The sequence below is a fragment of the Gemmatimonas groenlandica genome, assembly GCF_013004105.1.
Lineage (GTDB): Bacteria > Gemmatimonadota > Gemmatimonadetes > Gemmatimonadales > Gemmatimonadaceae > Gemmatimonas > Gemmatimonas groenlandica.
Genome location: NZ_CP053085.1, coordinates 1,158,818 through 1,174,925 on the forward strand (window position 1 = coordinate 1,158,818; position 16,108 = coordinate 1,174,925).

A 16,108-nucleotide genomic window follows, 5' to 3' on the forward strand; every position below is an offset into this window, starting at 1 on the left:
GCCCCATGATCGACATTCATTCGCACCTGCTGCCGGGCGTCGACGACGGTTCGCCGTCGCTGGAGGTCTCGATCCCCGTGCTTCAGCGTTTCGCGACGCAGGGCGTGACGGTGCTGGTCTGCACGCCGCATCTCAATGCGAGTCAGGCCGCCAGCGCGCCCTACGCGCGTCACTGCGAACTGCTGGAGCAGCTGCGGGCCGTGGCGCCGGTCGGCTTGGAGATTCGCCTGGGCTGGGAGATCATGCTCGACAGCCCGGGGGTCGACCTGACGGCTCCCGAGTTCTGCCTGGGGAACTCCCGCGCGCTCCTGGTGGAATTCACCCGCGGCGGACTGCCTCGAGGGGCGACGACCGAGCTCCGTCGGATTGCCCGGAGCGGGAGGACGCCGATTCTGGCGCATCCGGAGCGATACTTCGGCTGCACGCTGGAGCTGGTGCGGGAGTGGCGAGCGCTCGGCGTGGTCATCCAAACCGACGCCTCAGTCCTCATGGGACGTGGGGTGCCGGCTGATCTGGCAAAGGCCATGCTGGCCGATGGACTGATCGACATCCTCGCATCGGATAATCACGGCGATGGCCGATCGCTGGGCACGGCACGTGATTGGCTCGCCGAGCGGGGAGCCGACGAGCAGATGGACCTACTGCTTCGGGCGAACGCCGAGCGGGTGCTGGGCGACGAGGATCCGCTGCCGGTCCCGCCCCTTCGGGACGGCCTGGTTGGACGCATCAAGCGCATATTCGGTCGCTGAGGCGATCGATACCTGAACCAATACCCAGCCTATGACCCACGCCGATCAAGGCCCTCAGAACCCGCCAAACGCGGCCGTCGCCCCATTGCTCGCCGCCCTGACTGAGCTGGCCGCGACTGCCGAGCGCGTCGTGCGTGACCTCGCGCCGGAGATCGAGCGCGCGCTGGAGATGGTGCGCATAACGGTAGGTCAGGGGGGAACGCTGCTGTTTTGCGGGAATGGCGGATCGGCCGCCGATGCCCAGCATATGGCAACGGAGTATGTCGTCCGGTACATGCGAAGCCGTCGCGCCTACCCGGCGATCGCCCTGACCACTGACACATCGTTGATTACCGCCGCAGGAAACGACCTCGGCTTCGATCACATTTTTTCTCGGCAGGTCGAGGCGCTCGGAAGACGTGGAGATCTCCTGATCATTCACTCGACCAGCGGAAATTCTCCGAACGTACTGCGCGCGGCTGAGGCAGCCAGGGAGAAGGGCATCCCGGTGCTGGCGTTGACGAAGCGGGACGGCGGCGCCCTGCGTCTGCTGGCCGATCACACGATTGTGGTACCGACGGATCGGACCGATCGGGCGCAGGAGATTCATCTCTGCATCCAGCACGCGATCTGTGACGCGATCGAACAGACGCTTTGAAAAGCTGTTTGCCGATACGTTCTAAGTCCTACCAGAAAAAGAGTTAGTCCACATAGTCTCATGTACTTTCACCGGGAAGGCTCGGCGTGATTTCATTGAAAGGGAAGCGAGCGCTGGTCACGGGCGGGTCTCGAGGGATTGGCGCCGCCGCGGCGCGTCTGCTCGCGCAGGCCGGGGCCGATGTGGGAATCGCCTACCGCAGTCGTGCGGACGAGGCGGCACAGGTGATCGCCGATCTCACAAATCACAAAGTGAATTGTTTTTCGCACATGGGTGATTTGTCCACAAAAGAGGCGAACGATGCCTTTGTGGATAAAGCCGTGATGCTGCTTGGCGGTGTGGATATCTATGTGGGAAACTCTGGTTTTTGGCCGCCGGATCCGTTGCCGGTTTCCCTGCTCGACGACGACCGGTGGCGCTTCACCATGGCCACCAACCTCGATGGCATGTTCTATGGAGCGCGGGCGGCAGCGCGGGTCATGAGCGACGGTGGTCGCATGATCTTCGTGTCCAGCACCGCGGGGCAGCGCGGTGAGGCGGGGCACGCCGACTACGCGGCCACCAAGGGCGCTATGATCTCGTTCGTGAAGTCGCTCGCGGTCGAGCTCGGCGGTCGCGATATCACCGTGAATTCCGTGGCGCCCGGTTGGGTCGATACGGAGGCCGTGGAGAAGCCGTTCGCTGCCGGTCGCGACCGGATCGAGGCCGCCATCCCGTTGGGGCGCGTCGCATCGCCGTCGGACATTGCCGGACCGATTCTCTTTCTGGCCAGCCCCCTGGCTCGGCACGTGACGGGCGAAATCCTGAATGTGAACGGTGGGAGCGTGCTCTGCGGATAGCGAGCTCAGCGTCTGACCCGAACCTTCGCGCCCCCGGCCAGGTCATCGAAATCGCTCGCACTCTGCAGCGGGCGGGATTCGAAACCTGGTGCGTCGGCGGAGCCGTGCGCGATGCGCTGTTGGGGGAAGCCCACCTCGACTGGGATCTCGCCACAGCCGCGACGCCGACCCAGGTGCGGAAGCTGTTCCGTCGCACCGTGCCGGTTGGGATCGAGTTCGGAACGATCGGCGTGCTCGATCGCGACAACCTCATGCATGAGGTCACGACTTTTCGCCGGGATGTAAAGACCGACGGTCGACACGCCGTGGTGGAGTTCGGCGCTTCACTGGACGAGGACCTGGCGCGTCGCGATTTCACGATCAACGCCATTGCGTACGATCCGATCGATCATCGACTGCACGACCCGTTCGGCGGCCAGATCGATCTGGCCCGACGGGTCGTACGAGCAGTCGGCGACGCCGACGCACGGATGCGCGAGGATCGGCTGCGCGCCCTTCGCGCGATCCGCTTCGCGGCCCGCTTCGGTTTTGAGATCGCGCCCGACACTTGGACGGCGATCGTGGAGAGTGCACCGTTTCTGAACCGGTTGTCTCCTGAGCGGGTCAAGCAGGAACTCGAGAAGACGATGGAGCAGGTACTCGCCCCGTCGACGGCGTTCGTTCGCTGGCGAGACGCGGGAGCGTTCGCCTCTCTGGTGCCGGCGCTCGCCGATGTGGGTGACGAGACGTTGCGCGCCATCGACGCCCTACCTCGTCCGGGCTTGGCCGGTCGTCCGCTCCGGAAGACCCTGCGCATCGCGGCGCTGTTCAGCGAGGTCGGCGGCAAGCCGGCCGAGCGGGCGCTGCGCGACCTCCGCTTTTCGAATCAAGACACGGCCAACGTGTCGGCCCTCGTGGATCGTTGGAGCCGGTTCGCGACGTCGCTCACCGAGGCGGTGGCGGCGGGCACCTTACCCGAGGATGCCGAGCTGCGACGCCTGGCGGCGAGCGTCGGGCGATTGCGGGTGGCGGCCTTTGTGCGCTTGGCGGCCGCTCGTTGGACTGCGACCGGAGGAGTGAACCCGGCGCTGGTTCGTCGGCTCCACCGACGCATGCTCACGATCGCCTTCCGCGAACCCATCGAGCTGGCCGATCTCGCGCTCGACGGCGATGATCTGCGCAGCGCAGGGATCGCGACCGGTCCGGCCTTGGGGCGATTGTTGCATGCCCTGCTGCAGCGGGTGATTGAAGAACCTGCGCTCAACACGCGGGATGCGCTGCTCGAGGCAGCTCGCGACTACGCCCGACTCTTCGAATCCGCCTGACGAGCCGCATGAATCTCCAGCTGCGCAACGAGATGTCGCCGTCGGGTAATGACGAGGCCGGACGCTTCCGTCCAGTCTCGGATTGGTTTGTCGCATCGAAGGATGCCGGTGTGTACGTCGCCCGAATCGGGACGACGGCTGAGCGCGCCGTCGACCTGATGCACGCCCTGACGCTGCATCTCGATCCCGCCGTCGATGTCGTGATGAGCGATCTGCGAAGCGGCACAGAATGGGAGGGCTTCGACGTGGCGCTGCCAGATCTGCGCGATGCGCTCGGTCGGCTGCGCTTTCCGTTGGCGACGTACGGAGGCGTGGAAATGTCGGTGTTCGGGCCGGACGATCAGCTGTCGCTTACGCCCGAGTTGCTACTCGTGATCTACTCGCGTTCGGATCGGTGGTACTTTCTGCTTGACGGGCTGGGGCTTTCGGAACGGGCCGAGCCCCCCGCTGCGGTCTGGGTGCCGTCTCGCACGTCGCTGGCCACGTCGCCGGAGCTCGCCACCGCGTTGACGTCCGCGGTGGCGAGACTCGGACTGCAGCCGGGTCTTCGTGTGAGCGCTCCATGAGCGCCACGCTGTTCGCGGCGAGTTCGCCGGAACCGCTGGCTGCCCGAATGCGCCCTGAGCGCCTCGAGGACGTCGTCGGACAGCAGCATTTGCTCGCTCCCGGACGGCCCCTCGGCGACGCGATCCGGAACGGGACGATCGGCAGCGTGATTTTGACCGGTCCGAGTGGGACGGGGAAGACGACGATCGCCAGTCTCATCGGTCGGTACACGCAGCAAACCGTGGTCGTCTTGAACGCAGTCACGGACGGTATCCCCCGTCTGCGCGAGATCGTTGCTGAAGCGGAGAAGCGTCGCAGCTACGAGGGGCGTCGTACGCTGGTCGTGATCGATGAAATCCATCGCTGGGCGAAGTCGCAGCAGGATGCGTTGCTGCCGCACGTCGAGAACGGTGTCATCACCTTGTGCGGGGCGACGACCGAGGTGCCCGGATTCGCGGTGGTGGGAGCGTTGCTGTCTCGGTCTCGGGTGTATGCGCTCCGTCCGCTCACGATCGACGATGTGGTCAGCGTGTGCGCGCGGGCGCTGGCCGACGAGCATCGCGGACTGGGTGCGCAACGCTTGCAGGCGGATCCGGACACGCTGCGCTGGCTCGCGGAGCAGTCGGACGGTGACGCGCGTCGTGCACTCGGGGCGCTGGAGGCAGTCGCACAGGTACTGCCGGCGGGCGCCGCGCTGACGCGTGACGCCCTGGCGGACGCGCTCGGGACTCGAGTCGTGAGCTACGATCGCGTCGACGTCGACCGAAACGCGGTGCTCTCGGCCTTTCACAAGTCGCTGCGAGGCAGTGACCCGCATGCCGTACTGTACTGGCTGGCGCGCGGCCTTCAGGCCGGCGAAGACCCGCAGATCTTCCTGCGTCGCTTAGCCGCCATGGCGACGGAGGATATCGGCCTCGCCGATCCGCAAGCGATCGGCATCGTGATGACCGCCTGGGAGACGTTTCGCCGTCTTGGACCCGCCGAAGGTGAACGGGCGGTGGCGCAAGCGGCCGTGTACTGCGCGGTGGCGCCGAAGTCGAATCGACTGTACCTCGCATGGGCGGCAGCGCGTGCCGCCGCCGCCGAGTCGCCGTTGGTACCGGTTCCCGCACATTTGTTGAATTCCGAGATGCACCTGCGCGCCGACCCCGATCGCCGCGTACCGTACGAGTATCCGCATGATCACCCCGGAGCGTTCGTGGCGCAGCCGTATCAGCCGCCAGAACTCCAGGGGCAGACCTACTATCATCCGTTATCCGTCGGCGAAGAGAAGCAGATCGCCAAACGTCTCGCGTGGTGGGCGGAACGCGGCGGGCCGCCTGTTGTCGAGTGACGGAACACGATCGAGGCGACGGGTACCACTCATGCACACGGTGCGTCGTCGATTCTGGCACCACCGGTACGATGTGAACAGACCTTTCAGCTCTGGGGATACGAGATGCGCATGACGAGGGCTGTACGGCGCTGGATGACAGCAGGAGCGGTCGTGGCGTTAACCACGGGCGCCGCCGCGTGCGCCACGCTTGGACGCGCGTCGTTCAAGGAACCAGTGGTGACCCTGCGTGAGTTCAACGTGACTGGTCTCGGACTCACCGGGGGCAGCGTCGACGTTGTGCTTTCGGTCTACAACCCGAACGGCTACAAGCTCGACGCGCTGAGCATGACGTATCAGGTCGATGTCGATACCATCAAGCTGGGAAGTGGCGCGCTCGATGGACGGTTCGTGGTGCCGGAGCAGGACTCCTCGCTGGTGCGCTTGCCGGTACGTTTCACCTACGCTGGTCTCGGCGCGGCTGGTCGGTCACTGCTGACCGCGGGCACAGTGAACTATCGCGTCCGCGGCGATTTCACCGTCTCCACGCCGCTCGGCAATTTTACCCGTCCATACGACCGGACGGGACGGTACTCCTCAGTGTCCGGCAACGGACGCTGATCGGCTTCGCCCACTCAGATAGGTAGACGCACATCAGCCGCGAGATCATCTCCCTCACGCCGCCAGTCGAGCGCGCGGTGCTTGTCAGTGCACCGTCGAAGCGTGGCAATGCCCGTCATCAATCAGACGAACACCTCGAGGAACTCGCCCGACTTGCCGACACGGCCGGGGCCATCGTGGTGGGCCGGTTGACGCAGGCGCTCGATCGCCCGCATCCCGCGACGTACCTCGGCAGCGGCAAGGTCGAGGAGCTCAAGCTTCGCATCAACGAGCTGGGCGCTACGTTGGTGCTCTTCGACGATGAACTGACGCCAGCGCAGGGCAAGAACGTCGAAGCCATCGTCGGCACGCGTGTGATGGATCGCGCCGAGTTGATTCTCGATATCTTCGCCACGCGGGCGCGCTCGAGCGAGGCCCGCATGCAGGTGGAACTCGCGCAGCTGCAGTATCTGTTGCCGCGACTCACGCGTATGTGGACCCACCTCGAGAAGTTTCGCGGTGGCATCGGCGTACGTGGCCCGGGTGAAACGCAGCTCGAAACCGACCGCCGACTCATTCAGCATCGCATTCGGGTACTGAAGGAGCGCCTCGCCGATGTCGAGCGCGCCCGCGAAGTCCAGCGCGAGGGACGCAAGTCGCACTACCGCGTGGCCCTCGTCGGTTACACGAATGCGGGCAAATCATCGATCCTGCGCCAGATGGCGAATGACGTGCAGGTGTTCGTGGAAGACCGTCTGTTCGCCACGCTTGATCCGCTCACCCGTGAGGTTGATGTCGGAGACGGATACACGGTGCTTCTCACCGATACCGTGGGGTTCATCCGGAAGCTGCCGCACCATCTGGTCGCGTCGTTTCGGGCCACGCTGTCCGAGGCCAAGGAAGCGGATCTGCTGTTGCACGTCATCGACGCGAGTCATCCGGTCTGGGAAGAACAGCGCGATGTCGTGGACGGTGTGCTCGCCGATCTCGGGCTGGCCGATCAGCCCAAGCTGTACATCATGAACAAGATGGATTTGCTGCCCCCCGACGAAGCAGAGGCCGTGCGTGAACGCGTGGCGAACCTCATCCCGAATTCGCTGTTCGTGTCGGCCATTGAGCCGGGCGGTCTCGACGGGCTGCGCGCCTCGCTGTTGGACAGTCTGCGTCGTCAGCGTCCGGTCCTTGAAGTTCGGTTGCCGGCGGCCAACGGACGGATGATCGCCGAGATGCATCGTGATGGCGAAGTGCTCGATCAGCGCACCGACGAGGACGTGATCGTGCTGCGGGCGCGTCTCGACGACCGCACAATCGGTCGCCTGAGGCAGGCTGGCGCGCGGATCACCGTGATCCGCGGCGTCGAACGGGTCAAAGCGCCGGTCGCACCGGCGGAAGTGTTCTGATCGGTCGTCGAAGGGACTGAATGCAGAAACGGCCGGTCATCAGCGATGATGACCGGCCGTTCTCTTTGCAACCACGTTGCGATGGGCGTGCAGGGACTCGAACCCCGGACCTCTGCTGTGTGAAAGCAGCGCTCTAACCAGCTGAGCTACACGCCCGAAACCGTTCCGCGCTCGACAACTCGAAGCGCGGATCAAGAACGTAACGGAGGGGAACGGCGGTGGGAAGCCCCTTCCGATGCGAAAGACAAACGCCCCGGTGCAGGGCACCGAGGCGAATGGTCCGGGTGGGACTTGAACCCACGATCCTTCGATTATGAGTCGAGCGCTTTAACCAACTAAGCTACCGGACCAAACGTGGCGATCCTCCGCCTCCGCCTATGGCAAATGTACGTCAAGCGTCCGCAATGTGCGCGTCGTACGCTTCGAGGACTTCGGCTGGTGTGACCGTGGCAGCGCCAAGCTTTCCCACTTCAACCCCCGCGGCGTAGTTGGCCACGATCGCTGCCTCGAGTGCGGTAGCACCAGCCGCGAGCATGGTGGCCAGATACGCGGTTACCGTGTCGCCGGCGCCAACCACGTCGTATACCTCTCGGGCGGTCGTGGGGACGCGATGCACCACGCCGTCTGACGACACCAGCGCCATGCCCCGTTCACCCAGCGTCAACAGCAGGTGCTCGACGCCGAGACGCGCGAAGGTCTCCGGCAACGCGGCAGGATGCTCGAGATCGACGGCCGCGCCAAGCGCGCTTTCCAGCTCACGACGATTGGGCTTGAAGACGGTGGCACCACGATATGCAAAGAAATTGCGAAACTTCGGATCGACGACGATCGGAAGATGGCGCGCGCGCGCGGCTGCGATGGCGCCTTCGATGACCGCCGGAACAAGCACGCCTTTGTTGTAATCTTCGAAGACGAGCGCCGTCGCGTGCGGCATGGCCGTTTCGATGGCCTCGAGCACCCGCGCGACATCCGCGGCGTCGAGGTCCGCGTCATCCTCCTCGTCGAAGCGCACCAGCTGCTGGGAGCGCGCCATCACCCTGGTCTTGGTCGTGGTGGGCCGGGCGACCGTGACCAGCGACCGAGACTCCATTCGTCCGGACTCGAGGCGCTCGCGCAGGGTGTTACCGGCCACGTCCTCACCGACCACGGCCACGAGATCACACCCCGCGCCAACCGCGGCCACGTTCTGCGCCACGTTGGCGGCGCCACCGAGGGCCAGCTTGCGGTCGCGAACGCGCACGACGGGAACGGGCGCCTCAGGGGAGATGCGATCGACGTCACCGCGAAGGTACACATCGAGCATCGCATCGCCGATGATGACCACGTGCTGCGAGCCGGCGTCAGCCAGCAATGCCTCGAGCCGAGCGCGGGAGATGGTGGGCGTCATGGCGGGGAAGCTAGTCGCACCGATTAGCTTCGTCACCGGTCGTGCCATTCCCGTGCCTCTTCCCGCCGCGATGCCCGCCTCGTCCTCTCCCAGCGAACCCCCCGTTTCGCGCCGCTCGCCAGTCTTCGTTCTGGCCGCGTCGCTGATCGGTATTTCCTTTGCGGCACCGCTGATCCGGCTGTCCGCGAGTTCAGCCATCGTAATCGCAACGTGGCGACTGGGCTTGTCGATGCTCATCGTCGCGGCGGCCTTGCTTTTCACGGGCTCTTGGAGAGAGTGGCGACTGCTGTCCCGTAGGGAATTGCTGCTCGCAGCCGGTGCCGGTGTGTTGCTGGCGCTCCACTTCTGGAGCTGGAATGCGTCGCTGCGCTACACCAGCGTGGCGGCGTCTGTCGCGCTGGTGAATCTGCAGCCCGTATTGATCGCCAGTGTATCGGCGCTGTGGCTTCACGAATCTCCCTCTGGACGCCAATGGCTTGGCGTCGTCCTCGCCGTGGTCGGCGCGTTGGTGGTCGGGTTGGCCGACGTCCCCGGAGGACTGACAGGAATCATCGCCGCGATCACCGGCGGTTCTGCCGCAGCCGGCGGCGGCCGGGCGCTTTTCGGCGACATGCTGGCGCTCGTGGGTGCAGTCACCGCTGCCTTGTATTACCTGATCGGACGCCGCCTCCGCCAGCGCGTTGGGGTGTGGCCGTACGTCTCCCTCGCCTATGGGGCAGCGTTCATCACCTGCCTGCTGATCGCGCTGGCCAGCGGCGAGGTCCTGCTGCCGCAGCCGCGTCGCGAGCTCTCCATCTTTGCGGGCCTCGCCATCGGCCCCATGCTACTCGGGCACACCGGGATGAACTGGGCGCTTGGCCACCTGCCGGCGTTTGTGGTGAATCTCACGACGCTGGGTGAGCCGATCGGGGCCACGATCCTGGCGGCGCTCCTCCCGGGGATCGCCGAGGTGCCGGGCGTCGGCACCGTCGTCGGTGGGGCGCTCGTCCTGGCTGGCGTCCTTCTCGCCTCGCCCCGAGCCCAAGCCGCTGCCAAGCGCTGACCAGGGCCGAATGGTCGTCTGATCCGACTCGACTCCCCCGACCCGGTTATCTTTCGGGGGTGAGCGAGACTCGATCGATTTATTCAGGCGCTGCCGCGCCGCGCGCCGACATGGAGGGCGCGTCCGCACAGGGGCCGTATCCATCGGCGACGCCGGTGGTGTTTGCCGCCCCGCTTCGAGAACGTCGCTTCGACGTGGTGGTCACGCGCGGCGGCAAGGTCGAGTCACGGCATCGCGTCCATGCGGCCGTCGTGGACGCCAACGGGACGCTGCTCGAGGGAGTACGCGATCCGTACACCGAAACGTGGTGGCGTTCGTGTGCCAAGCCATTTCAGGTGATGCCGCTGGTACGTGCGGGCGGACTGGAACGGCTTGGCTGGGGAACGAGCCAGCTGGCCTTGGCCTGTGCATCGCACGGTGGCGAGCCAGAGCACGTCACGCTGGCCGAGTCGATGCTGTCCGGCATCGGTCTGGAAGAAGGTGATCTTGCCTGTGGTGCCCATGAACCACTGGCGGCGCGCGGCGCACGGATGCTTCGCGAGTCGGGCGACCGGGTCACTCGCCTGCACAACAATTGTTCGGGAAAGCACGCCGCGATGTTGGCGCGGGCGGTGCTGCTTGGCGAACCGACCAGCGGGTACGAGCAGGCGGCGCATACGGTGCAGCGGGCGGCGCACGAGACGGTCGCCACGTGGGCGGGAATGATGCCCGAGCAGGTCGGTGTTGCGGTGGACGGCTGCGGCGTGACCGTCTTTTCGCTCCCGCTGGCCAATATGGCACTCTCCTATGCCCGACTCGCGCACGCGTCGACTCACGGCGACGAACCCAGCCGGCGTATCGTTCACGCCATGACGTCGCATCCGTTCCTGGTCGGTGGTAGCGATCGGTTCGATACACGTCTGATGGAGGCGGTCGGCGGGAACGTTCTGTGTAAAGTCGGCGCGGAGGGCGTGCATACGTTCGCGATCATCGACCGCGGGATCGGCTTTGCCCTCAAGGTCGAAGACGGATCGCAGCGGGCGCAATTTGTCGCCGTGCTGGCGATGCTGGCCGAGTACGACGGATTGCCATTGCCGTTGCCGGAGAGCTTGCGCGATGTCGCCGTGCGGACCGTCCGGAACACGCGTGGCGAGCAGGTCGGCGAAGTGTTTGTGAGTGAGGCGTCGCTGGGCGCGCCCGCCTGCAGTGACGACTCATGATGGCGGGGCACGCATGAGCGAGGGAGACCTGCGTACCCGCGAGACCGCCGGCGTTGATTCGATGACAGCGCGCCGTCACGTGTCGGTTACACTCGATACACTCGATGCGGAGACCGCGGCGCTCGTTCGGCTTGCGGCGGTACTGGCCGGCGGCAGCGAGGCGGAAGTTCGTGCGGAGCTATCGGAGGTGAACGGCGGCGTCGATCCGATCTGGGTCGAGGAAGTCATTCTTCAGACGTACCTGTTCGCCGGTTTTCCGCGAGCGCTCAATGCGGCGCGGGACTGGCGGCGGATCTCCGGTCGCCTCGCACCCACGCCGGCCGAAGATGGTGAAGGTGATGTGCTGGATTTTGTTGCGCGTGGCGAGGCGACGTGCGCCACGGTGTACGGCGAATTCTACGATCGGCTGCGCATGAACATTCGTGGACTCCATCCGGCGTTGGATCGGTGGATGATCACGGAGGGATACGGCAAAGTGCTCGGCCGACCGTTGCTCGATCTGGCGCGCCGGGAGTTGTGCGTGGTCGCCGCGTGCGCGATCGCCAGACAAGACCGTCAGCTGCATTCGCATCTGCACGGTGCGCTGAACGCGGGAGCCGCGGCCGGCGTGGTAACGGCCGCCTTGCACGTGGTCTCGCCGCTGATCGGCGATGACGACATGCGACGCTACCTCGGCCTCTGGGCGCGCGTGCAGGGGAAGTAAGGTGGCGTTTCAGTGGTACGGCAGGACCATCAGCATGCAGTGCAATCGAAGTTCTTTTGGCGGCGCCCCCGTGGCCGACTGCCTCTCTCGTTTCGGAAGTGATTCATGTTCGTAGATCGCGTACTCGTGAAGGTCGAAGCAGGAACCGGTGGTTCAGGACAGACCTCGTTTCGCCGCGAGAAATTCGCGCCGATGGGTGGCCCTGATGGCGGCGACGGCGGACGTGGTGGCGACGTAATCGTGCGCGGCGATCGGAACCTGACCACGCTCCTCGACTACACGTATCGCGATGCCTGGAAGGCCGAACGCGGACAGCACGGCGAAGGGTCGAATCGGACCGGCCGCTCGGGCGAAGACATCGTGCTGCCGGTGCCTCCCGGCACGGTCGTGCGCGACGCCGAAACGCAGGAGTTTCTGGGCGAAGTCATGGAGGATGGCCACACCATTCTCGTGGCGAAGGGCGGGCGCGGCGGCAAGGGAAATTCCTTCTTCGTCACGCCCACGCACCAGTCGCCGCGCGAGTGGCAGCCGGGTGAGGAAGGAACAGCCCGTACGCTCGAACTCGAACTCAAGCTGATCGCCGACATCGGGCTGGTCGGTCAACCGAATGCGGGCAAGAGCACGCTCCTCTCGGTCATCTCGGCGGCGCGCCCGAAGATCGCCGACTATCCGTTTACGACGTTGTCGCCGAACCTCGGCGTGGTCCCGCTCAGCGATCACCGCTCGTTCGTGGTGGCCGACATTCCGGGTATCATCGAAGGCGCCTCCGAAGGCAAGGGGCTTGGACTTCGGTTCCTGCGACACATCGAGCGCACGCGCATGCTCGCGTTCATGATCCCCATCGACGCGGAAGACTGGCAGGCGGAACTCGATCAGCTGCGTCACGAGATTTCTTCGTACTCCACTGAACTCGCGGCCAAGCCGTTTTGCGTCGTCTTCACCAAGCTCGATCTGCTGGGCGAACACTACGTGCCGGACATCGAAGCGCCTGGCGCGTTCGGTAAGTACGCCATCAGCGCGGCCGGACGTATGGGGCTCGATGTGGTGCTCGACGCGTGGTGGCGTGAACTGCTCGCCATGCGCGTGGAAGCCGAGAAGCCGGCACGTGACGCGCAGTTCCTTCCCTGACGATGCGGCGGACGCGCGCGATGTGATCGCGTTGCGTCAGGTCGCCGGGCTCGGCGACGTCGGCGTGGCGCGACTTCTGTCGCGACATGGCGACGTCTCGCGCGCGCTGGCGTCCGTGGACGCGGCGCGACGTGACGATGCACGGCGAGCCGCCGACCGCATCCTCGTGGACCTGCAGCGCATTGGTGGAGAGGCGCTCGTGGCCGGATCCGATCGGTACCCCGCGCGACTGCTCGAGCTATCGGATGCGCCGCCGGTCATTTACGCGCAGGGCACGTTGGCCAGCGCGCATCCGCCTGCTGTGGCCATTGTGGGTACCCGCGCGGCGACGGCATACGGACTGCGGGTGGCGCGTGCCATTGCGACCGCATGCGCCCGCGCCGGTGTGACCATCGTGAGCGGATTGGCTCGCGGCATTGATGGCGCGGCGCACGAGGCGGCGTTAGCAGCAGGCGGGCGAACCGTCGCGGTGCTCGGAACGGGCCTCGACGTGCATTACCCGCGTTCACATCGCACCCTGCAGGAACGCATCGCGCGCGACGGCCTGTTGTTGACCGAGCAAAGGCCTGGTGACACAGGGCACGGCGGCACGTTCCCCCGTCGGAATCGCATCATCGCGGCGCTGGCCGATCTCACGGTCGTAGTCGAAGCCGGGCAAGGCAGCGGGGCACTGATTACCGCCGATCACGCGCTCGAATTGAATCGTACAGTTGCCTGCGTACCGAATGCAATCGACCAGGTGTCGTCGCTGGGCAGCAACGCGCTCCTGAAGATGCACGCCGAGCCGATTCTGAACGTGGATGATGTGCTGGCCTTGTTGCGCGTCGATCGGTCGAGCTCCACACATGTGGCACTCGATGGCGATGCCGCGCGCTGTTGGGACGCCGTGCAACGCGGGGCGCGAGACATCGACCAGGTTGCGGCTGCCGCCCAGTTGCGGCCCCGCGAAGCGGCCGCCGTTCTCAGCGCGCTCGAAATCGACGGACTCGTTCACTTTGGTCCATCAGGGCAGGTGCACCCGTCCGTCGGCGCCTCGTGAGTGCGGCGCCGGCCACACCCGTGGGATATCGGCATCTGTATCTGCACGTCCCGTTCTGTGCGCGCCGCTGCAACTACTGTGACTTCGCGATCGCGGTGCGCAAACTGGTGCCGTGGCGTGCCTTCGCGGATTCGGTGGACGCCGAGCTTCGCCTTCGAGGCGCCGCCGAGTCATGCGACGTATTGAATACGCTCTATCTCGGTGGCGGCACACCGTCGCGTTTGGGCGGCGAGGGCATCGAGCGCCTGTTCGAAACACTGCGACAGCACGTTCGATGGGATGCGAATGCCGAGGTCACGCTCGAGGCGAACCCGGAAGACGTATCACCGGACGCCGTGGCGGCGTGGCGTCGAGCCGGTGTGAATCGCGTAAGCCTTGGGGTACAGAGCTTCGACGACCGGGTGCTGTCGTGGATGCATCGCGTGCACGACGCGGATGCCGCGGTGCGCGCGGTCGATACACTGCGCGACGGCGGCATTGACGCGATGTCGCTCGATCTGATCTTCGCGACGCCCGCCACACTGGAGCGCGATTGGAGCGGCGACATCACGCGCCTGCTGGCGCTCGCGCCCGATCACATTTCGCTGTACGGTCTCACGATCGAACCGCACACGCCGCTTGGGCGATGGCAGGCCCGTGGCGAGCTCGAGGAGGCACCCGAAGATCTCTACGAGCGCCAGTTTCTCGAGTCGCATGAGCGACTGCGGGGCGCCGGCTTCGAGCACTACGAAGTCTCGAATTTCGCCCGGCCCGGCCGGCGCGCGCGACACAACAGCGCGTATTGGCAGAACGTGCCGTATCTGGGCATCGGGCCGTCGGCGCACGGCTTCGACGGGTCGGAACGTCGCTGGAATCGCGCGGCGTTGGTGGCCTGGGAAGCGGCGTTGTCTGATGGACTCGACCCAATGGAAGGTGCGGAAACGCTCACCAGACCGAACCGTGAGGCCGAGATGGTGTACCTTGGGTTACGCACGATCGACGGACTGGAGCTTCGGGATGGTGAGGAAGCCCGCGTCGCCACGTGGCGTCGGCAGGGGTGGATCGAGTCTGTACCTGGAACCGCCGGATCTCACATCCGGTGCACCGCCTCCGGATGGCTTCGGCTCGATGCCCTGGCCGTCGACTTGACAGCACTTCGAAGTCGTTCGTAGCGTTACACTTATGGCTATTAGCGGGGAGCTCTCCGAGCGGGAGCGGCAGGTACTGGAAGCGGTGATCCATAGCTACGTGGCAACGGCCGAGCCTGCGGGTTCGCGCACGTTATCGCGTCGCTTTGGTCTGGGCATCTCTCCGGCGACCATCCGAAACACGATGAGTGATCTGGAAGAGAAGGGCTATCTCTTTCACCCGCACACGTCGGCCGGACGCGTTCCCACCGACAAGGCCTACCGCGTGTACGTCGACTCGCTCATGCGGGTGGAGACCATCACCGGCGATGCGCAGCGACGCTTGCACGCCGACATCTCCGCCGGCGGGTCGGCGATCGAAGCGATTCTTCGTCGAGCGGCCCAATCGCTCGGGGTACTCACGCAGGAACTCGGCGTCGCCCTCGGCCCTCGGTTCGAACGGGCGACGTTGCGGCAGGTCGAGCTGGTTCGCATGTCGTCTGAGCGCCTGCTGATGGTGCTCACCCTGCAGGGCGGTGCCGTGCGCACGGTGTTCGTCGAGGTTCCGGGCGTCATCGCCGACGAGGCGCTGATTGAAGTCACGATCGTGCTCAACGAGCGCCTCTCCGGGCTCACGCTCGAGCAAGTGCGCACATCGCTGGCGTCACGACTCCGTGATGTGCATCTCAAGCCGGAAACCGCCGAGCTCCTGCACATCTTCGTTCAGGAGGGGGAGCAGGTGTTCGGCCGCGTGGCCGATCCGCTGGAGACGGTGGTGCTGGGTCAGCCGTCGTTGCTAGCCGATCAGCCGGAGTTCGCGAGCGGTGAGCGTCTGCGGCAGTTGATCGAGCTCACGGAAACCCGGCAACAGGTCGCCTCGCTGCTCGAGGCGAAACCAGGGGCGAACGGTATTTCGATCACGATCGGAAACGAGCATGGCGACCCGCGACTGGAGCCGTTCACCGTCGTGACGGCCGAGTATCAGGCCGGCTCCCTGAGTGGAGTCATCGGCGTGATCGGCCCCACGCGAATGCCGTATGACAAGGTGATCGCGCTGGTTGGTCACACTTCCCGACTCGTGTCCGATTTGCTCTGCTGACCGTCCCTCCCCTCGCTT

The 16,108-nt window shown here is 65.5% G+C and carries 16 protein-coding genes and 2 tRNA genes; 15 read left to right on the forward strand and 3 right to left on the reverse strand.

What is annotated here, in order from left to right:
* Positions 1 to 5: 5 nt before the first annotated feature.
* The 8 genes from HKW67_RS04770 (at position 6) to hflX (ending at position 7,387) form a co-directional block, all read left to right on the forward strand.
* Positions 6 to 749 carry a tyrosine-protein phosphatase gene (locus HKW67_RS04770; protein WP_171224302.1) on the forward strand — a complete coding sequence of 248 codons (744 nt, stop codon included), beginning with the start codon at positions 6 to 8 and terminating at the stop codon, positions 747 to 749.
* A 31-nt stretch (positions 750 to 780) separates the two neighbouring features.
* The gene (locus HKW67_RS04775; protein ID WP_171224303.1) at positions 781 to 1,386 is read left to right on the forward strand and encodes a D-sedoheptulose-7-phosphate isomerase; all 606 of its coding nucleotides are present in this window, start codon (positions 781 to 783) and stop codon (positions 1,384 to 1,386) included.
* An 86-nt stretch (positions 1,387 to 1,472) separates the two neighbouring features.
* Entirely contained in the window at positions 1,473 to 2,225 is a 753-nt protein-coding gene (locus HKW67_RS04780; RefSeq protein ID WP_171224304.1) for an SDR family NAD(P)-dependent oxidoreductase, read from the forward strand.
* Positions 2,226 to 2,287: 62 nt separating this feature from the next.
* Positions 2,288 to 3,529, forward strand: a complete 1,242-nt coding sequence (locus tag HKW67_RS04785; RefSeq protein ID WP_269141392.1) for a CCA tRNA nucleotidyltransferase — start codon at positions 2,288 to 2,290, stop codon at positions 3,527 to 3,529.
* 8 nt (positions 3,530 to 3,537) lie between these two features.
* Positions 3,538 to 4,095: a hypothetical protein gene (locus HKW67_RS04790; RefSeq protein ID WP_171224306.1), complete on the forward strand. Its 558-nt coding sequence runs from the start codon at positions 3,538 to 3,540 to the stop codon at positions 4,093 to 4,095.
* Complete coding sequence (locus HKW67_RS04795; RefSeq protein WP_171224307.1) at positions 4,092 to 5,408, forward strand: replication-associated recombination protein A; 1,317 nt, start codon at positions 4,092 to 4,094, stop codon at positions 5,406 to 5,408. Before HKW67_RS04790 ends, HKW67_RS04795 begins: the two co-directional genes overlap by 4 nt.
* A 153-nt stretch (positions 5,409 to 5,561) precedes the next feature.
* Complete coding sequence (locus HKW67_RS04800; protein WP_171224308.1) at positions 5,562 to 6,008, forward strand: LEA/WHy family protein; 447 nt, start codon at positions 5,562 to 5,564, stop codon at positions 6,006 to 6,008.
* Between the two features lie 77 nt (positions 6,009 to 6,085).
* Positions 6,086 to 7,387 (forward strand): GTPase HflX, encoded by a 1,302-nt coding sequence (gene hflX, locus HKW67_RS04805; RefSeq protein WP_171224309.1) that lies wholly within the window; start codon positions 6,086 to 6,088, stop codon positions 7,385 to 7,387.
* Positions 7,388 to 7,469: 82 nt separating this feature from the next.
* Here the strand turns inward: hflX and HKW67_RS04810 are convergent.
* The 3 genes from HKW67_RS04810 to HKW67_RS04820 all read right to left on the reverse strand — a co-directional run bounded on the left by HKW67_RS04810 (position 7,470) and on the right by HKW67_RS04820 (position 8,774).
* Positions 7,470 to 7,543: transfer RNA gene (locus HKW67_RS04810), tRNA-Val, on the reverse strand.
* A gap of 120 nt (positions 7,544 to 7,663) precedes the next feature.
* A tRNA-Ile gene (locus tag HKW67_RS04815) sits at positions 7,664 to 7,737 on the reverse strand.
* Between the two features lie 41 nt (positions 7,738 to 7,778).
* Entirely contained in the window at positions 7,779 to 8,774 is a 996-nt protein-coding gene (locus tag HKW67_RS04820) for a bifunctional heptose 7-phosphate kinase/heptose 1-phosphate adenyltransferase (RefSeq protein ID WP_171224310.1), read from the reverse strand.
* Between the two features lie 70 nt (positions 8,775 to 8,844).
* Here HKW67_RS04820 and HKW67_RS04825 point away from each other — a divergent pair, with 70 nt between their 5' ends.
* The 7 genes from HKW67_RS04825 to hrcA all read left to right on the forward strand — a co-directional run bounded on the left by HKW67_RS04825 (position 8,845) and on the right by hrcA (position 16,090).
* Complete coding sequence (locus tag HKW67_RS04825) at positions 8,845 to 9,816, forward strand: DMT family transporter (RefSeq protein WP_171224311.1); 972 nt, start codon at positions 8,845 to 8,847, stop codon at positions 9,814 to 9,816.
* 59 nt (positions 9,817 to 9,875) lie between these two features.
* Positions 9,876 to 11,015, forward strand: coding sequence for an asparaginase (locus HKW67_RS04830; RefSeq protein WP_171224312.1), 1,140 nt, complete (start codon positions 9,876 to 9,878; stop codon positions 11,013 to 11,015).
* Between the two features lie 13 nt (positions 11,016 to 11,028).
* Positions 11,029 to 11,718, forward strand: a complete 690-nt coding sequence (locus tag HKW67_RS04835; RefSeq protein WP_171224313.1) for a carboxymuconolactone decarboxylase family protein — start codon at positions 11,029 to 11,031, stop codon at positions 11,716 to 11,718.
* Positions 11,719 to 11,823: 105 nt separating this feature from the next.
* Positions 11,824 to 12,846, forward strand: coding sequence for a GTPase ObgE (gene obgE / locus HKW67_RS04840; RefSeq protein ID WP_171224314.1), 1,023 nt, complete (start codon positions 11,824 to 11,826; stop codon positions 12,844 to 12,846).
* Complete coding sequence (gene dprA / locus HKW67_RS04845; RefSeq protein WP_171224315.1) at positions 12,824 to 13,885, forward strand: DNA-processing protein DprA; 1,062 nt, start codon at positions 12,824 to 12,826, stop codon at positions 13,883 to 13,885. The genes obgE and dprA overlap by 23 nt, the downstream gene beginning before the upstream one ends.
* A complete protein-coding gene (gene hemW / locus HKW67_RS04850) occupies positions 13,882 to 15,036 on the forward strand; it encodes a radical SAM family heme chaperone HemW (protein WP_171224316.1) in 1,155 nt (384 codons plus the stop codon). The genes dprA and hemW overlap by 4 nt, the downstream gene beginning before the upstream one ends.
* A gap of 10 nt (positions 15,037 to 15,046) precedes the next feature.
* Positions 15,047 to 16,090: a heat-inducible transcriptional repressor HrcA gene (hrcA, locus tag HKW67_RS04855; protein WP_171224317.1), complete on the forward strand. Its 1,044-nt coding sequence runs from the start codon at positions 15,047 to 15,049 to the stop codon at positions 16,088 to 16,090.
* Positions 16,091 to 16,108 lie beyond the last annotated feature (18 nt).

Coding starts and splice junctions, on each gene's coding strand:
- HKW67_RS04770 (WP_171224302.1), top strand. CDS start 6: ATGATCGACATTCATTCGCACCTGCTGCCGGGCGTCGACGACGGTTCG.
- HKW67_RS04775 (WP_171224303.1), top strand. CDS start 781: ATGACCCACGCCGATCAAGGCCCTCAGAACCCGCCAAACGCGGCCGTC.
- HKW67_RS04790 (WP_171224306.1), top strand. CDS start 3,538: ATGAATCTCCAGCTGCGCAACGAGATGTCGCCGTCGGGTAATGACGAG.
- HKW67_RS04795 (WP_171224307.1), top strand. CDS start 4,092: ATGAGCGCCACGCTGTTCGCGGCGAGTTCGCCGGAACCGCTGGCTGCC.
- HKW67_RS04820 (WP_171224310.1), bottom strand. CDS start 8,774: ATGACGCCCACCATCTCCCGCGCTCGGCTCGAGGCATTGCTGGCTGAC.
- HKW67_RS04825 (WP_171224311.1), top strand. CDS start 8,845: ATGCCCGCCTCGTCCTCTCCCAGCGAACCCCCCGTTTCGCGCCGCTCG.
- HKW67_RS04835 (WP_171224313.1), top strand. CDS start 11,029: ATGAGCGAGGGAGACCTGCGTACCCGCGAGACCGCCGGCGTTGATTCG.
- obgE (WP_171224314.1), top strand. CDS start 11,824: ATGTTCGTAGATCGCGTACTCGTGAAGGTCGAAGCAGGAACCGGTGGT.
- hrcA (WP_171224317.1), top strand. CDS start 15,047: ATGGCTATTAGCGGGGAGCTCTCCGAGCGGGAGCGGCAGGTACTGGAA.